Origin of the sequence: Niallia taxi, assembly GCF_004005475.1 — a bacterium.
GTDB classification, from domain to species: domain Bacteria; phylum Bacillota; class Bacilli; order Bacillales; family Cytobacillaceae; genus Niallia; species Niallia taxi.
Genome location: NZ_RZTZ01000001.1, coordinates 148,274 through 165,165, shown reverse-complemented (window position 1 = coordinate 165,165; position 16,892 = coordinate 148,274). Strand labels below are relative to the sequence as shown.

The 16,892-nt window shown below is 40.0% G+C and carries 13 protein-coding genes; all 13 read left to right on the top strand.

What is annotated here, in order from left to right; translation table 11 throughout:
* Positions 1–39: 39 nt before the first annotated feature.
* The 13 genes from EM808_RS00900 to ribF all read left to right on the top strand — a co-directional run bounded on the left by EM808_RS00900 (position 40) and on the right by ribF (position 16,706).
* Positions 40–1,182 carry a 1-deoxy-D-xylulose-5-phosphate reductoisomerase gene (locus tag EM808_RS00900; RefSeq protein WP_127734525.1) on the top strand — a complete coding sequence of 381 codons (1,143 nt, stop codon included), beginning with the start codon at positions 40–42 and terminating at the stop codon, positions 1,180–1,182.
* 15 nt (positions 1,183–1,197) lie between these two features.
* Positions 1,198–2,466 carry an RIP metalloprotease RseP gene (gene rseP / locus EM808_RS00895; RefSeq protein WP_127734523.1) on the top strand — a complete coding sequence of 423 codons (1,269 nt, stop codon included), beginning with the start codon at positions 1,198–1,200 and terminating at the stop codon, positions 2,464–2,466.
* 95 nt (positions 2,467–2,561) lie between these two features.
* A complete protein-coding gene (locus tag EM808_RS00890; RefSeq protein WP_127734521.1) occupies positions 2,562–4,262 on the top strand; it encodes a proline--tRNA ligase in 1,701 nt (566 codons plus the stop codon).
* A gap of 195 nt (positions 4,263–4,457) precedes the next feature.
* Positions 4,458–8,780: a PolC-type DNA polymerase III gene (locus EM808_RS00885; RefSeq protein ID WP_127734519.1), complete on the top strand. Its 4,323-nt coding sequence runs from the start codon at positions 4,458–4,460 to the stop codon at positions 8,778–8,780.
* 300 nt (positions 8,781–9,080) lie between these two features.
* On the top strand, positions 9,081–9,551 hold the full coding sequence (gene rimP, locus EM808_RS00880) for a ribosome maturation factor RimP (protein WP_127734517.1): 471 nt from the start codon (positions 9,081–9,083) through the stop codon (positions 9,549–9,551).
* Positions 9,552–10,068: 517 nt separating this feature from the next.
* Complete coding sequence (gene nusA / locus EM808_RS00875) at positions 10,069–11,199, top strand: transcription termination factor NusA (RefSeq protein ID WP_127734514.1); 1,131 nt, start codon at positions 10,069–10,071, stop codon at positions 11,197–11,199.
* A 9-nt stretch (positions 11,200–11,208) separates the two neighbouring features.
* Entirely contained in the window at positions 11,209–11,496 is a 288-nt protein-coding gene (rnpM, locus tag EM808_RS00870; protein WP_127734512.1) for an RNase P modulator RnpM, read from the top strand.
* A complete protein-coding gene (locus EM808_RS00865) occupies positions 11,493–11,795 on the top strand; it encodes a YlxQ family RNA-binding protein (protein WP_127734510.1) in 303 nt (100 codons plus the stop codon). The genes rnpM and EM808_RS00865 overlap by 4 nt, the downstream gene beginning before the upstream one ends.
* 19 nt (positions 11,796–11,814) lie before the next feature.
* Positions 11,815–13,974, top strand: coding sequence for a translation initiation factor IF-2 (gene infB / locus EM808_RS00860; RefSeq protein WP_127734508.1), 2,160 nt, complete (start codon positions 11,815–11,817; stop codon positions 13,972–13,974).
* A complete protein-coding gene (locus tag EM808_RS00855) occupies positions 13,971–14,252 on the top strand; it encodes a DUF503 domain-containing protein (protein ID WP_127734506.1) in 282 nt (93 codons plus the stop codon). The genes infB and EM808_RS00855 overlap by 4 nt, the downstream gene beginning before the upstream one ends.
* A 20-nt stretch (positions 14,253–14,272) precedes the next feature.
* A complete protein-coding gene (gene rbfA, locus EM808_RS00850; protein WP_127734504.1) occupies positions 14,273–14,629 on the top strand; it encodes a 30S ribosome-binding factor RbfA in 357 nt (118 codons plus the stop codon).
* Positions 14,630–14,770: 141 nt separating this feature from the next.
* Entirely contained in the window at positions 14,771–15,688 is a 918-nt protein-coding gene (truB, locus tag EM808_RS00845) for a tRNA pseudouridine(55) synthase TruB (protein WP_127734502.1), read from the top strand.
* A gap of 70 nt (positions 15,689–15,758) precedes the next feature.
* Positions 15,759–16,706, top strand: coding sequence for a bifunctional riboflavin kinase/FAD synthetase (gene ribF / locus EM808_RS00840; protein ID WP_412973735.1), 948 nt, complete (start codon positions 15,759–15,761; stop codon positions 16,704–16,706).
* The last annotated feature ends 186 nt before the right edge of the window (positions 16,707–16,892 follow it).

The following is a 16,892-nucleotide window of genomic DNA, read 5'->3' as shown; positions in this document are numbered from 1 at the left end:
AAGGAAAAAAGAAATGCAACATGGTCTGGGAGTGAGACAATGAAACATATAAGTTTATTGGGAGCAACCGGTTCGGTTGGGACACAAACGTTGGATGTTATAAGAGAGCATCCGGAAAGCTTTAAGCTTGTTGCCTTTTCATCAGGCAAAAATTTGGAGCTGACAAGAAAGATTATTTCAGAATTCAAGCCTTCTCTTGTATCGGTTTTTGAAAAGAAAGATTGTGATACATTAAAAGCTGAATTTCCAAATACAAAAATAATGTTTGGCCAAGAAGGTTTGGTCGAGGTTGCTGTATTTGATAAAGCAGAAGTACTCGTCAATGCTGTATTAGGTAGTGTTGGCCTTTATCCTACTTTGCAAGCGATTGAAGCTAGAAAAACAATTGCCATTGCTAATAAGGAAACATTGGTGACTGCAGGTCATTTGGTAATGGAAGCAGCAAAAAAGAATAATGTTTCCATCCTGCCTGTTGACAGTGAGCATTCAGCCATTTATCAATGCTTACAAGGTGAAAGAGAAAAGAATATTGACAGATTAATTATTACAGCGTCTGGCGGAAGCTTTCGTGATTTGTCCAGAGATGATTTAAAGCATGTAACAGTGGAGGATGCTTTGAAGCATCCAAACTGGTCAATGGGTGCCAAAATTACGATTGATTCGGCAACAATGATGAACAAAGGGTTGGAAGTTATTGAGGCATTTTGGTTATTTGGATTGCCTTATGATAAAATTGATGTCTTATTACATAAGGAAAGTATCATCCACTCAATGGTTGAGTTCCATGACAGCAGTGTTCTCGCTCAGCTTGGCACACCAGATATGAAGGTACCTATCCAGTATGCACTGACATATCCGGATAGGCTGCCGCTACAGTCGTCAGAACGATTGAATTTGGCGAAAATCGGGAAGCTGCATTTTCAAGATATGGATCTTGAACGCTTCCGCTGCCTGCATTTTGCCATAGAAGCGGGAAAAGCTGGCGGTACGCTACCGACTGTCCTTAATGCTGCCAATGAAGTGGCTGTTTCCAGGTTCTTGAAAGGGGAAATCAGCTTCCTGCAAATTGAGGAGCTGATCGAAAGCGCGTTGAATAATCATCGTTCTATTACAAATCCAAGCCTTGCTATTATACAAGAGGTTGATCAAGAAACGAGAAAAAATGCAAGCACACTTCTATAAAAAGGTGGTTATATATTGTATACAGTAGTTGCTTTTATTATCATTTTCGGTGCGTTAGTGTTTTTTCATGAATTAGGGCACTTCGTGTTTGCAAAAAGGGCAGGCATTCTCTGTCGGGAATTTGCAATAGGATTCGGTCCGAAAGTCTTTTCTCAGAAAAGAGGAGAAACCACGTACACGATTCGTCTTCTTCCATTAGGCGGATTTGTACGCATGGCGGGAGAAGACGCTGAAATGATTGAGATTAAAGCAGGACATCGAATTGGACTGCTTTTTGGCAAAGATGGAAAAGTTGAGAAGCTTATTCTCAACAATAAAGAAAAATATCCAGATGCCAGAATAATTAATGTAGAAGCTGCAGATCTAGATCATGATTTAGTGGTGAAAGGATATGCAGAAGACGACATTAATGAAGAACTGCAAGTGTTTCAGATCAACAGAGAAGCAGTTATTATCGAAAATGGTATTGAAACACAAATCGCTCCATATGACCGTCAGTTTAATAGCAAAACGTTATGGCAGCGTACAATAGCAATATTCGCTGGACCAATGATGAACTTTGTTCTAGCGTTCGTCGTGTTTGTCATCATTGCACTAACACAAGGCATGCCATCTAATGAACCTCAGCTAGGGAAATTAACGGATGATGGTGTAGCAATAAGTGCTGGGTTAAAAGAAGGAGACACTGTTCTAAGTATTGATGGTCAATCGGTTTCTACTTGGAATGATGTAGTGTCAATCATCCAAAAGAGCCCGGGTGAAGAGCTGGAATTCCTACTAGTCCGTGACGGGAAAGAAATGACTGTTGATGTTACTCCTAAAGAAACAGAAGTGGAAGACGGAGAAAAGATTGGACTTGTTGGTGTATACAGCCCTATGGAAAAATCACCGTTAAAAGCATTCCAGTATGGTGTTACTGAAACTTATACTTGGACAAAGACCATTATCGGTGCAGTTGGAAAACTGGTAACAGGGCAATTTTCGATTGATGCATTGAGTGGACCTGTCGGCATTTATAAATCAACGGACACAGTTGCGCAATCAGGCATCTATTCGTTGATGAGATGGGCTGCTATACTTAGTATTAACCTTGGAATTATGAACTTATTGCCACTGCCGGCTCTTGACGGCGGAAGATTGATCTTCTTTGCGATTGAGGCAATTAGAGGAAAGCCGATTGATAGGCATAAGGAAGGAATTGTCCACTTTATTGGCTTTGCATTGCTGATGCTGTTGATGATTGTTGTTACTTGGAACGATATTCAACGATTCTTTCTTAAATAAATAATTGTTTTTTAAAAGGACTGAATGGGTGAGGAGAACGTGGACCTCACCTTCCTTCATGGCCTGTTTGTAAAATTTAAATAGAGGTGCTAATAATGAAACAAAGTAAAATGTTAATCCCGACCTTAAGGGAAGTTCCAGCAGATGCAGAAATCAAAAGCCATCAGCTACTTTTGCGCGCAGGGTATATTAGACAAAATGCAAGCGGAATTTACTCCTATCTTCCATTGGCTAATAAAGTACTTAAAAAAATAGAACATATTATCCGTGAGGAAATGGACAACTCTGGCTCTGTAGAACTTCTAATGCCTGCATTGCAGCAAGCGGAGCTATGGCAGGAGTCTGGCAGATGGTATTCATACGGACCAGAATTAATGCGTTTGAATGACCGTAATGATCGGGAGTTTGCGCTTGGTGCAACACATGAGGAAGTAATCACTAGCCTAATTAGAGATGAAATTAAGTCTTACAAACGTTTGCCACTATCTCTTTATCAAATTCAAACAAAGTTCAGAGATGAAAAACGCCCTAGATTTGGGATTTTACGCGGACGTGAGTTCATCATGAAGGATGCTTACTCTTTCCATAGCTCTCATGAAAGCTTAGGTGAAGTATATGATGCTATCTTCCAAGCATACTGCAATATTTTCGAAAGATGCGGTTTGAATTTCCGTGCAGTTATCGCTGACAGCGGAGCGATGGGTGGTAAAGATACACATGAATTCATGGCTCTTTCTGAAGTTGGAGAAGATACAATCGCTTATTCTACGGATTCTAGTTATGCGGCTAATATTGAAATGGCACCAGTTATCACTTCCTATGAAAAAGAGGACAAGCCTCATGGTGCGCTAGAAAAAGTGAAGACGGAAAATGTTAAAACAATTGAACAAGTTGCATCATTCTTAAATGTGGCTGAAAATAAATGCATCAAGTCATTGCTGTTCAAAGTAGATGAAAGCCATGTTCTTGTGTTAGTTCGCGGCGATCATGAAGTGAACGATATTAAGCTGAAAAACCTGCTTGAAGCTACAAATGTTGAGCTAGCTGATGCAGCGGAAACAAAAACAATCCTAGGATGCAGTGTTGGTTCATTAGGCCCAATCGGTGTCAAAGACGTGCAAGTAATTGCTGATAGTGCAGTCCAATATATTGTTAATGGTGTTTGCGGAGCAAATGATGAAGACTATCATTATATTAATGTTAACCCAGACAGAGACTTTGCTGTTAGCCAATATGCAGATTTGCGTTTCATCCAAGAAGGAGATGTTTCTCCAGATGGCAAAGGTTCCATCGTATTTGCAAAAGGTATCGAGGTTGGTCATGTCTTTAAGCTAGGTACACGCTATAGCGAAGCAATGGGTGCTAGCTACCTTGATGAAAATGGTCGTTCACAGTCTATTATTATGGGCTGCTACGGAATTGGCGTTTCGAGAACAATGGCAGCAGTTGTAGAGCAATTTAATGATGAAAAAGGTATCGTTTGGCCGAAAACAATTGCACCATTTGATTTGCATTTGATCACAGTTAATGTTAAGGATGAGGCTCAAACAGAGTTGACAGACAAGCTATATAAAAGCTTGAAGGACAACAGATATGATGTGCTTGTTGATGACCGTGCAGAAAGAGCAGGAGTTAAGTTTGCTGATTCTGATTTAATCGGTTTACCAATTCGCATAACTGTTGGTAAAAAAGCGGCAGAAGGTATTGTTGAGTTGAAAGAAAGAAGCAACGGTGAAGTACATGAAGTTCATGTAGATGAACTGCTTGAAACTATTTCTAAGCTTCTTGCTAACTAAGTAAATAAAGCTACAGCCTTCGTTAATAGGCTGTAGCTTTTTTCATGAATTGCTTGATGTGAGGAAAGTCGTACTAGTTCTTTAAATTGCCAACATTTAAGCAGTCTTTATTCCTAAAAGTAAAAAAGGATTATGATATAATGTAGCTTGGACATTGTGCCAGTATAGATATTAAGAAAAGTTAGGGGAGAACAAATGGCAGGAATAGAAGGGAAATTGGAACGATTTCAATTGCTATTGCAGCAGCTTCAATTAACAGATGATGCGATTGTATCCCATTTTCAAAATGCTAAAATTGACAAGATTATTATTGAAAGAAAAGCGAAGAAATGGCATTTTCATTTTTTGTTTGAAAACATTATTCCTTATAACATATACCAGCTGTTTACAAGTAAGCTAATCAGCAACTTTGAGCATATTGCATCTGTGACATTTAATATAAATGTCCAGCAAGGTCTTGCAGATGAATTGCTTATAAGGGATTACTGGTCTGCATGTATTGAACAAATGCAGGGAATTGCTCCACCGCTCATTAAACTACTTAATGAACAAGTGCCGAAAATCCAGGGGAACAAATTAACCATCTTCGTTAACAACGAAATGGAAGGCTTGGCCATTAAGCGTAAATATGCTGATATGATAACGAATGCTTATCAGTACTTTGGCTTCCCGACCTTAATGATTGATACAGAAGTGACTCAACAGGAAGCGAATGACGCGTATGCACAGTTCCTTGAAGCGAAAAAAATCGAGGACCAGGAACGCGGCAAACAAGCAATGCTTGATATTCAGAAGATGGAGGCTGACAAAGAAGCGGGAGATGCAAGTATTCCGTCAGGTCCACTTTCCATCGGCTTAACAATCAAGGATGACAGCGACTACCGACGTCTTGAGGAAATTATTGATGAGGAAAGACGCGTAACGATTGAAGGATATGTTTTCTTTGCAGAAACAAAAGAGCTTCGTAGTGGACGAACATTACTGACATTCAAGATCACAGATTACACCAGCTCTATTATGGTGAAGATGTTCTCAAGAGATAAGGAAGATGCTGCATTATTCCAGCTTGTTAAAAAGGGAATGTGGCTAAGAGCCCGAGGCAGTATTCAAAACGATACCTTTGTCAGAGACCTGGTAATGATCGGAAATGATTTGAATGAAATAAAGCCTGTGGAAAGACAGGATACAGCTAAAGAAGGCGAAAAACGAGTGGAGCTCCATCTCCACACACCTATGAGCCAAATGGATGCTGTTTCATCTGTCGGCGCACTCGTTGGCCAAGCGAAAAAATGGGGCCACAAAGCAATTGCTATTACAGATCATGCAGTTGCACAGTCATTCCCAGAAGCGTTTGGTGCTGGAAAGAAAAATGACGTGAAGATTCTGTACGGTGTAGAAGTAAACTTAGTTGATGACGGTGTGCCAATTGCCTACAATGAAAAGGACTTGGTTTTAGAAGATGCGACTTACGTAGTATTTGACGTTGAAACGACTGGTTTATCTGCCGTTTACAATACAATTATTGAATTGGCGGCAGTGAAAATTCATAATGGAGAAATTATTGACCGTTTTGAATCATTCGCAAATCCCCATCACAGACTGTCAGCTACAACTATCAATTTGACTGGAATTACAGATGATTTGGTTCAGAGTGCTCCTGAAATCGATATTGTTTTACGCAAGTTTAAAGAGTGGGCCGGAGACGATATTCTTGTTGCTCATAACGCTTCCTTTGACGTAGGGTTCATCAATGTTGGCTATCAAAAAGCAGGTATGCCAAAAGCAGATAATCCTGTCATAGATACGTTAGAGCTTGGTAGGTTCTTGTATCCAGAGATGAAAAACCATCGCTTGAATACACTTGCCAAAAAATTCGATATTGAATTAACACAGCATCACCGCGCGATTTATGATGCGGAGGCAACAGGTTATCTAGCATTAAAAATGCTGAAGGATGCACAGGAAAAAGGCATTATAAACCATAATCAGCTAAACGAAAATATGGGACAAGGGAATGCTTATCAAAGAGCCCGTCCATATCATTGTACACTGCTCGCTCAAAATGATGTCGGATTGAAGAACTTGTTTAAACTCGTTTCGATATCCCATTTAAACTACTTCTACCGTGTACCGCGTATCCCGCGTTCTGTCCTGCAAAAGCATCGAGAAGGACTGCTTGTCGGGTCTGGCTGCGATAAAGGGGAAGTATTTGAGTCTATGATGCAAAAAGCGCCGGAAGAAGTAGAGAGTGTAGCGCCATTCTATGATTATTTAGAGGTTATGCCGAAAGAAGTGTATGCCCATTTAATCGAAATGGAGCTTGTTCAGGACCAGAAGGCATTAGAAGAGATTATTGGCAATATCGTTAAGCTAGGCGAAAAGCTGGATATTCCAGTTGTCGCAACAGGCAATGTGCATTATCATAATCCGAACGATAAAATATACAGACAGATATTGGTCGGCTCACAAGGCGGTGCCAACCCGTTGAACAGGCATAAGCTGCCTGATGTTCATTTCAGGACGACAAATGAAATGCTCGACGGCTTCCGTTTCTTAGGAGAAGAAAAGGCAAAAGAGATTGTAGTGGCAAACAGTAATAAGATTGCCGACATGATTGATGAAATCAAGCCGATCAAAGATGATTTGTATACACCGAAAATTGAAGGTGCAGACGAAGAAATGCGGGAAATGAGCTACAGCATGGCCAGAAGCATATACGGTGATGAGCTCCCTGAAATAGTAGAGGCAAGGCTAGAGAAGGAATTAAAAAGTATCATCGGCCATGGATTCGCCGTTATTTACTTGATTTCTCACAAGCTCGTTAAAAAATCCTTGGATGATGGATACCTGGTAGGATCGCGTGGATCTGTCGGTTCATCATTCGTTGCTACAATGACAGAAATCACCGAGGTTAACCCGCTGCCACCACATTATGTGTGTACAAGCTGTAAGCAATCAGAATTCTTCAATGACGGTTCTGTCGGTTCAGGCTTCGATTTGCCTGACAAGGACTGCCCTAATTGCGGAATCAGATATAAAAAGGACGGACATGATATTCCATTTGAAACCTTCCTTGGATTTAAAGGAGATAAGGTTCCCGATATAGATTTGAATTTCTCCGGAGAATATCAGCCAAAAGCCCATAATTACACAAAGGTGCTGTTTGGTGAGGAATATGTTTACCGTGCAGGAACAATAGGAACTGTTGCAGATAAAACAGCTTATGGGTATGTAAAGGCATACCAGCAGGATAATAATCTACAAATCAGAGGTGCTGAAATTGACCGGCTTGCAGCAGGCTGCACTGGTGTAAAACGAACTACTGGTCAGCATCCAGGCGGAATTATCGTAGTTCCGGATTATATGGATATTTATGATTTCTCGCCGATTCAATTTCCGGCAGATGATAGAAATTCAGAATGGAAAACAACGCACTTTGATTTCCATTCCATCCATGATAATTTGTTGAAGCTTGATATTCTTGGACACGATGATCCGACCGTAATTAGGATGCTTCAGGATTTGAGCGGTATTGATCCGAAAACAATCCCGACAGATGACCCTGAAGTAATGAAAATTTTCAGTGGCACAGATTCGTTAGGTGTTACAGCAGAACAAATAAATTGTAAGACAGGTACTTTCGGTATCCCGGAGTTTGGTACAAAATTCGTGCGCCAAATGCTTGAAGATACAAAACCAACTACTTTCTCAGAGCTTGTCCAAATTTCTGGACTTTCACATGGTACAGACGTTTGGCTTGGTAATGCCCAAGAGCTCATTCACAATAATATTTGTAATTTGAGTGAAGTTATCGGGTGTCGTGATGACATCATGGTATATCTGATTTATCAGGGATTAGAGCCAGCATTCGCTTTCAAAATCATGGAAAGTGTGCGTAAAGGGAAAGGCTTGTCTGACGAGATGGAAGAGGAAATGCGCAAGAATGAAGTGCCGGAATGGTATATAGATTCGTGCAAAAAGATAAAATATATGTTCCCTAAAGCGCATGCCGCTGCCTACGTTTTAATGGCCGTACGGATTGCTTATTTTAAAGTGCATCTTCCACTCCTTTACTATGCAGCATACTTTACTGTAAGGGCTGAAGATTTTGACGTTGATGCAATGGTGAAGGGTTCACAAAGCATTAAGTCAGTCATTGATGAAATTAGTGGCAAAGGGCTTGATGCATCAACGAAAGAGAAAAACTTGCTGACTGTTATGGAGCTGGCATTTGAAATGGTAGAGCGTGGTTTCACCTTCAAAAAGGTTGATTTATATAAATCAAGTGCAAGCGAATTTATTATTGAAGGGGACTCTTTAATTCCTCCGTTCAACAGTATTCCTGGACTAGGAACAAATGCGGCATTGAATATTGTACGTGCTAGACAAGACGGTGAATTCCTGTCAAAAGAAGATCTACAGCAGCGCGGAAAGGTGTCCAAAACAATCATGGAATATTTGGATAACCATGGCTGCTTAGGTGACATGCCTGATCAAAACCAGCTGTCATTATTCTAAGATAGGGATGCGCTGATTGATGAGGTCAACGAACCTTGCTGTACCAGACTTCTATTTGCATAAATAGTGTGGTTATGGTATAGTTTAGTTGGAAATACTAAGGATAACTTTCGCGAATGGAGAGTGGGGCAACCCACTCTTTCCTGTTGTATGCAGCTTTTTGCATATAGGTTTGCATGACTAGAATGCCTGCAAATCTGCGAAATAATCACTAAAATTAGGTTAGACAAGAAAAGCATCCCACTATAGTTTGCATTCTTGCCTCAATTAATTTGTTCCTTGCTTAAGGAGGGAAAAAGTTTGAGCAAAGTAACAGGAATAGTCGAAGAAATGGTTAATCCCATATTAGATGATCTAAACTTAGAATTAGTTGACATTGAGTATGTAAAGGAAGGTCCTAACTACTTTTTGCGTGTTTTCATTGATAAGGACAACGGTGTGGATATTGATGAATGTGCAGCAGTCAGTGAAAAACTAAGCGAAAAACTGGATGAAGTTGATCCGATTCCAGAAAACTATTTCTTAGAAGTATCTTCTCCTGGTGCCGAAAGACCACTAAAGAAAGACAAGGATTTCCAAAAAGCAATTGGGAAAAATGTACATATTAAAACATATGAACCGATTGACAACGAAAAAACGTTTGAAGGAATTCTTACAAGCTTTGATGGCAATGTTGTCACAGTTGAAGTGAAAATCAAAACGAGAAAGAAAACCATTGAAATTCCTTATGAAAAAATTGCAAAAGCAAGACTTGCAGTAATCTTCTCATAAGAACAAGGAAGTGCTTTGGCCTAATTTAGCCAAGCACTTTTGCACTTATTTATTTTTGCGTCAGCCCTTAAACCTTCGAACACTTCAAGTCAGGCCAAGAAGTCAAAGAACGACTTCCTGTCCCGACTCGTAAGCTGTCTCTTTAGGTTTGAGCAAAGGGCTTCCGCTCTATATTTAGTCGAGCTGCAGTGCCTTGCCTCTCGAGGTCATAAGTCAAGCTGACCGGAAAGCAAAAGACGGCTTTCCGCTTCATCTTGTCTTATGCTGGTCGAGGGGCGACAGGATGTCGGTCAGGACGGCGTTCCCACAGGACGTGGGGATTTTAGCCGTCCATCCTTTATCCAGGCACTTCCGCTCTATATCAAACAAGCGTCAGCCCTTAAACCTTCGAACACTTCAAGTCGGGCCAAGAAGTCAAAGAACGACTTCCTGTCCCGACTCTCCAGCGTCTCTCAGGTTTGAGCAAAGGGCTTCCGCTCTATATTTTTCCATTGAGGTTAAAGGGGGATACACTCTCATGAGCAGTGAATTAGTTGATGCTCTGGTATTGCTTGAGAAAGAAAAAGGGATTTCGCGTGATGTTATTATTGAAGCTATCGAGGCTGCTCTAATTTCAGCATATCGCAGAAATTTCAATCAAGCGCAAAATGTTCGTATAGATTTAAATTTAGGTTCCGGCACTATGCGTGTGTTTGCACGTAAGGAAGTTGTCGATGAAGTATTTGATCCGCGTTTGGAAATTTCATTGGAGGATGCTCAAAAGGTAAATCCGAACTATGAAGTGGAAGACGTTGTTGAATTAGAAGTAACTCCGAAGGACTTCGGCCGTATTGCTGCACAAACAGCAAAACAGGTTGTTACACAGCGTGTACGTGAAGCGGAAAGAGGAATCATTTACTCTGAATTTATTGATCGCGAAGAAGATATCATGACAGGTATCGTTCAACGTCAAGACAGCAAATTCATTTATGTGAGCTTAGGAAAGATTGAAGCAATCCTGCCTGCAAATGAGCAGATGCCAAATGAGTACTACAAGCCACATGACCGAATTAAAGTGTTTTTAACAAAAGTTGAAAAAACGACAAAAGGTCCACAAATTTATGTTTCAAGAACACATCCAGGCTTGTTGAAGAGATTGTTTGAGATGGAAGTGCCTGAAATTTATGATGGTACTGTAGAAATTAAATCTGTTGCGCGCGAAGCTGGTGACAGATCGAAGATATCCGTTCACTCTGAAAACGAAGAGGTGGATCCAGTTGGATCATGTGTTGGTCCTAAAGGTACGCGTGTACAGACAATCGTTAATGAGCTAAAAGGCGAAAAAATCGATATTGTACAATGGTCCCAGGATCCAAAAGTGTTCGTTGCTAATGCTTTAAGTCCATCTAAAGTGCTTGAAGTAATTGTGGATGAAGAAGAAAAGGCTACAACAGTAATCGTTCCTGATTACCAATTGTCACTTGCAATTGGAAAAAGAGGACAAAATGCTCGTCTGGCTGCAAAGCTTACTGGCTGGAAAATCGATATCAAATCAGAAACTGATGCAAGAGAAGCTGGGATATATCCAACAGAATCATCTTTGTTGACATTTGATGATGCAGACGAGGATGAGGAAGAGTTTCGCTTAAACAGTGAAGATTTAGATTGATTGGGGTGAATGAGTGTGAACAGCAAAAAAGTACCAATGCGCAAATGTGTTGCTACAGGTGAAATGAGACCAAAAAAAGAACTGGTTCGCATCGTTCGCTCGAAAGAAGGTCTAGTATCGGTTGATTTAACCGGAAAGAAATCGGGACGTGGCGCTTATCTTTCTAAGGATAAAGAAGCGGTACTTTTAGCCAAGAAGAAGAATATTCTGGCAAACCAGCTTGACGTGGCAATTGAGGATTCGGTATACGAAGAGCTGCTGGATTTAATAGAGAAGGAGCAAGGACAATCCAAATGAAAAATAATCAATGGATGTCATTACTTGGCTTAGCAAATCGAGCACGGAAAATTACCTCAGGTGAGGAACTTACCGTAAAAGAAATTAGAAGCGGAAATGCAAAACTAATATTATTGTCGGAAGATGCTTCACAAAACACGGCCAAAAAAATCATGGACAAGAGCAATTCCTATAAAGTTCCAGTGAAAATGGTGCCAGACAGGGAAATGCTCGGACAATCGATTGGCAAGGAAGCAAGAGTGGTTGTCGCTGTTTTGGATAATGGATTTGCAAAAAAACTTTTAACACTGCTCGATTAATTCTTGCGGGGGTGAAATGATGAGTAAAATGCGAGTTTACGAATACGCAAAAAAATTCAACATATCAAGTAAAGATGTTATTACAAAACTAAAAGACATGAACGTAGAAGTGTCAAACCATATGACAACATTAGAAGACGACGCAATTAAGAAATTAGATAGCGTATATAATAAAAGTACTGAAGCAATACAAAATAACAATAAGATTGCTGGGTCGAAAAATATAGCGGCAACTTATGAAGAAGAAAGTGATGCAATGGCTGAAAAAGGAAAAACAACTCAAACAAAAAACAATAATTCAAAACCAGGTTTCAACAAACCAAAAAGCAATAATAACAACAATAATAAAAACAGAAACAACAATAATCGCAACAAGGGGAAACAAGCTCCAGTAGCTCCTCCAGCTCCTAAAAAAGAAAAAGAATTGCCAACAAAAATTACGTTCAGTGATTCTTTAACGGTTGCAGAGCTTGCAAAAAAACTGCATCGTGAACCTTCTGAAATCATCAAAAAATTATTCATGCTTGGTGTAATGGCTACGATCAACCAAGATCTTGACAAAGATGCAATTGAATTGATTGCTGGAGATTATGGTGTAGAAGTAGAAGAAGAAATTAAGGTGGATGCGACAGACCTTGAAGTTTACTTTGGGGATGATGAAGCTGCTGAGCTTATCGAACGTCCATCTGTTGTTACAATTATGGGTCACGTTGACCATGGTAAAACAACATTGCTTGACAGCATTCGTAACACGAAGGTAACTGCTGGCGAAGCTGGTGGAATCACACAGCATATCGGTGCATACCAAATCGAAGATAACGGCAAAAAAATCACATTCCTTGATACACCGGGACATGCTGCGTTTACAACAATGCGTGCACGTGGAGCAAAAATTACGGATATCACTATCCTTGTAGTTGCTGCAGATGATGGAGTAATGCCACAAACTGTCGAAGCAATTAACCATGCGAAAGCAGCTGAGGTTCCAATTATCGTAGCTGTTAACAAAATGGATAAGCCGACTGCAAACCCTGATAGAGTAATGCAGGAATTGACAGAACATGGATTAGTACCAGAGGCTTGGGGTGGAGAAACTATCTTTGTACCGCTATCTGCATTAACTGGTGAAGGAATTGATACACTGCTTGAAATGATTCTACTTGTAAGTGAAGTAGAAGAATATAAAGCAAACCCAAATCGCAATGCTGTTGGTACTGTTATTGAAGCAGAATTGGATAAAGGTAAAGGTTCTGTTGCAACACTGTTAGTACAAAATGGAACATTAAATATTGGTGATCCAATTGTTGTCGGTAACACATTTGGTCGTGTTCGTGCAATGGTTAATGACCTTGGACGTCGTGTTAAAACTGCTGGTCCATCTACACCAGTTGAAATAACTGGCTTAAATGAAGTACCACAAGCCGGCGACCGTTTCGTTGTATTTAAAGACGAAAAAACAGCACGTCAAGTCGGGGAAGCACGTTCTTCTGATGCGATCCAAGCACAAAGATCAGAAAAGGCTAGAATTAGCCTAGACAATCTGTTTGAGCACATGAAGCAAGGTGAAATGAAAGACTTGAATATCGTCATGAAGGCAGATGTTCAAGGTTCAGCTGAGGCGCTTGCAGCAGCACTTTACAAAATCGAAGTAGAAGGCGTAAATGTTAAAATCATCCATACAGGTGTTGGTGCTATTAATGAATCTGACATCACGCTTGCAGCAGCTTCTAATGCTATCGTTATCGGCTTCAACGTAAGACCTGATGTCAATGCGAAAAGAGCAGCAGATGCAGAAGCAGTGGATGTACGCTTGCACCGCATCATTTATAAAGTAATTGAAGAGATTGAAGCAGCGATGAAGGGTATGCTTGATCCTGAATTCGAAGAGAAAGTTATCGGCCAGGCTGAGGTACGCCAAACATTCAAAGTTTCTAAAATCGGAACAATTGCTGGTTCTTATATAACAGATGGTAAAATCACAAGAGACAGCGGTATTCGCATTATCAGAGATGGCATTGTTATCTTTGAGGGTGAAATTGATGCATTAAAACGCTTCAAGGATGATGCGAAAGAGGTTTCTCAAGGATACGAATGTGGTATTACTATTAAGAACTTCAATGATATGAAAGAAGGAGACATCATTGAAGCTTATATCATGCAAGAAATTGAGCGCAAATGATAACAGGTCTGCTGACAGTTGAATGTATCATTTATGATGCTCATTCACTGAAGGAGAAGCGTGCTGTTTTACAGCGAATCATGGATCGCTTGAAACAAAAATATAATATAGCTGTGTCGGAGGTTGGCTTCCAGGATATGTGGCAACGGGCAGAGATCGCTATCGTAACGGTTGCATCTGTAAAGGTTGCAGCAGAAAGAGAGCTTCAGAATGCTTTAAAGCTGATTGATTCTTTCCCGGAAATCGAAGCTGCGACTACAGCTATAGAATGGCTTTAATAGAATGAGGTGAGAATGTTATGAGCCTTAGACCAAACCGTGTTGGTGAACAAATGAAAAAAGAGCTTGGTGAGATCATTAGCAGAAAAATTAAAGATCCTCGCATAGGCTTTGTTACTGTAACAGATGTTCAAGTAACAGGAGACTTGCAACAGGCAACTGTGTATATTTCTGTACTTGGAGATCAAGAGCAACGAGAAAATACCCTTAACGGGCTTGCAAAAGCGAAAGGGTTTATACGTTCAGAAATTGGACAAAGAATCCGCTTGCGCAAAACACCAGAGATTACTTTTGAATTTGATGAGTCTATTGATTATGGAAACAGAATTGATACATTGCTACATCAAATTGCAAAAGAATCTGATTCAGATAAATAAGACTTTTTCTGTAAATGACTCCTATTTCCTTCTGTTCTCAAAAACAAAGAGAGTACGCTCTCTTTGTTTTTGAAACAATAGACAATAGGGGTCATTTTATTTAATAAAAGCATTAAGCTTTGAAGGAGAGGATTTGCATATATGGAGGGTATTTTACCATTATGGAAGCCGAAGGGCATGACATCACATGATTGCGTGTTTAAGCTTCGTAAAATATTGCGCATGAAAAGAATCGGTCATACAGGTACTTTAGATCCTGATGTTACTGGTGTTCTTCCGATTTGTTTAGGAAGGGCGACAAAGGTTGCTGAATACATAACTGATGCTGGAAAGTCGTATGAAGGGGAGGTTACAATCGGATATTCTACGACAACAGAAGACAGCTCTGGTGAAAAAGTAGAAGAAAAAAGGGTGAAAGGCAGTATTACAAGAGAACAGGTTGAAGAGGTTCTACAATCATTAACAGGTGTTATCTCACAAACACCGCCAATGTATTCTGCTGTCAAGGTAAATGGCAAAAGGCTTTATGAATATGCCAGAGCTGGAATAGAAGTAGAAAGACCAACAAGGAATGTGACTATTTATAAAATTGAATTGCTTGAAGAGTGGGATTCTCTTTCAGGAGATAAAGTTTCTTTTCGATTTAAGGTTGATTGCAGCAAGGGGACGTATATAAGAACACTTGCCGTAATGATTGGAGAAAAGCTTGGTTACCCTGCTCATATGTCGGATCTTTCTAGAACACGTTCTGCCACAATGACATTGGATGATTGTCTTACATTGGAGCAGATTGAAGAGGCGCAAAGCATCGGTGTATTGGAGCAAAGCTTAAGACCGATAGAGGATGCGCTTAGTTATTTGCCGAAATACGAAATAAATGATACATTAGCTATGAGAGTCAGGAACGGTGCCGTGCTGGAAACTCCTCCACACTTAATGGATGTTGATGGTCCTATTGCAGTTTTTTCAGAAGAGGGAGAGGCTTTGGCCATTTATATACATCATCCATCTAAAGAGGGAATGATAAAACCTTCTAAAATCTTGAAGGTATTGGAGTAGCAAGCAGCGTTTTTGAAATAGACAGGCATAACAATAAAATTATTTAGTGCTGGAAAAAGGTGAGTCAAGTTTGAAAGTAGCAAGAATAGATAATATTGAAAACATGCATTCCATGGATTTTCCTCCCCTAGTTATGGCATTGGGCTACTTTGACGGTGTCCACCTTGGCCATCAGAAGGTCATAGGGGAAGCAAAAAAAGTAGCAGATGAATTAGGAATAAAAACAGGTGTCATGACATTTGATCCTCATCCGTCACTCGTTTTGTCAAAAGAAAAAAAGCAAATTGGTCTTATTACTTCATTAGATACAAAAATAGCTGAGATGGAAAAGCTGGGCGTTGATTACTTGTTTATTATTCATTTCACAAAGGAATTCGCCGCTTTGGAGCCGCAACAGTTTGTTGATCAATACTTAGTTGGACTTCATGCAAAGCATGTTGTGGCAGGCTTTGATTATACGTATGGCATGAAGGCAGCTGGCACTTCTGACACATTAGAGGAGCATTCCCGCGGCCAATTTGGGATAACGATAATTAATAAGGAAACCTTCGAAGGAGAGAAAGTGAGCTCAACTCTTATCAGGTCCCATATTAATACTGGAGCTATGGATAAGATCCCGATGCTGCTTGGTCGTTATTACAGCATCCATGGCCGTGTCATTCACGGAGATAAGCGCGGAAGAACAATTGGTTTTCCGACAGCAAATGTGGAGGCTGCTGGTGAGGAAATTATTCCTCCAAAAGGGGTTTATGCAGTTAAAGTGTTAGTTGACGGGAAATGGTATGAAGGAGTTTGTAATGTTGGTACGAAGCCTACATTCCATCCAGAAAAAACAGTTCAGTCCATTGAAGCGCATATCTTTGATTTTAATCAAGAGATATATGATAAGACGATTACGATTGAATGGCATATAAGGATAAGAAGCGAAAAGAAATTTAATGGCATACAAGAGCTTGTTGAGCAAATTGCCAAGGATAAACAGACAGCAGTTGAATATTTTGCTACACTTAATGTTTAAAATAAGAAAAGATTGGGAATGATAGTGTAAGAGTATTCCCCAATACGAAAAATTAATAGATGATTTTCTTGCTTTTTTTATAAAAAAAGGTTATTCTTATAAACGTACTAAAAACAACCTTTGCTTGGCAAAATCGAGTCACCAACGTTTTGCTCAGTAAATGGGGATTAGTGTAATAGGATATAG

What these genes read in the sequence shown, in the direction of transcription:
- EM808_RS00900 (WP_127734525.1), top strand. Translation starts at nt 40, where the DNA reads ATGAAACATATAAGTTTATTGGGAGCAACCGGTTCGGTTGGGACACAA.
- EM808_RS00890 (WP_127734521.1), top strand. Translation starts at nt 2,562, where the DNA reads ATGAAACAAAGTAAAATGTTAATCCCGACCTTAAGGGAAGTTCCAGCA.
- EM808_RS00885 (WP_127734519.1), top strand. Translation starts at nt 4,458, where the DNA reads ATGGCAGGAATAGAAGGGAAATTGGAACGATTTCAATTGCTATTGCAG.
- nusA (WP_127734514.1), top strand. Translation starts at nt 10,069, where the DNA reads ATGAGCAGTGAATTAGTTGATGCTCTGGTATTGCTTGAGAAAGAAAAA.
- rnpM (WP_127734512.1), top strand. Translation starts at nt 11,209, where the DNA reads ATGAGTGTGAACAGCAAAAAAGTACCAATGCGCAAATGTGTTGCTACA.
- EM808_RS00865 (WP_127734510.1), top strand. Translation starts at nt 11,493, where the DNA reads ATGAAAAATAATCAATGGATGTCATTACTTGGCTTAGCAAATCGAGCA.
- infB (WP_127734508.1), top strand. Translation starts at nt 11,815, where the DNA reads ATGAGTAAAATGCGAGTTTACGAATACGCAAAAAAATTCAACATATCA.
- EM808_RS00855 (WP_127734506.1), top strand. Translation starts at nt 13,971, where the DNA reads ATGATAACAGGTCTGCTGACAGTTGAATGTATCATTTATGATGCTCAT.
- rbfA (WP_127734504.1), top strand. Translation starts at nt 14,273, where the DNA reads ATGAGCCTTAGACCAAACCGTGTTGGTGAACAAATGAAAAAAGAGCTT.
- truB (WP_127734502.1), top strand. Translation starts at nt 14,771, where the DNA reads ATGGAGGGTATTTTACCATTATGGAAGCCGAAGGGCATGACATCACAT.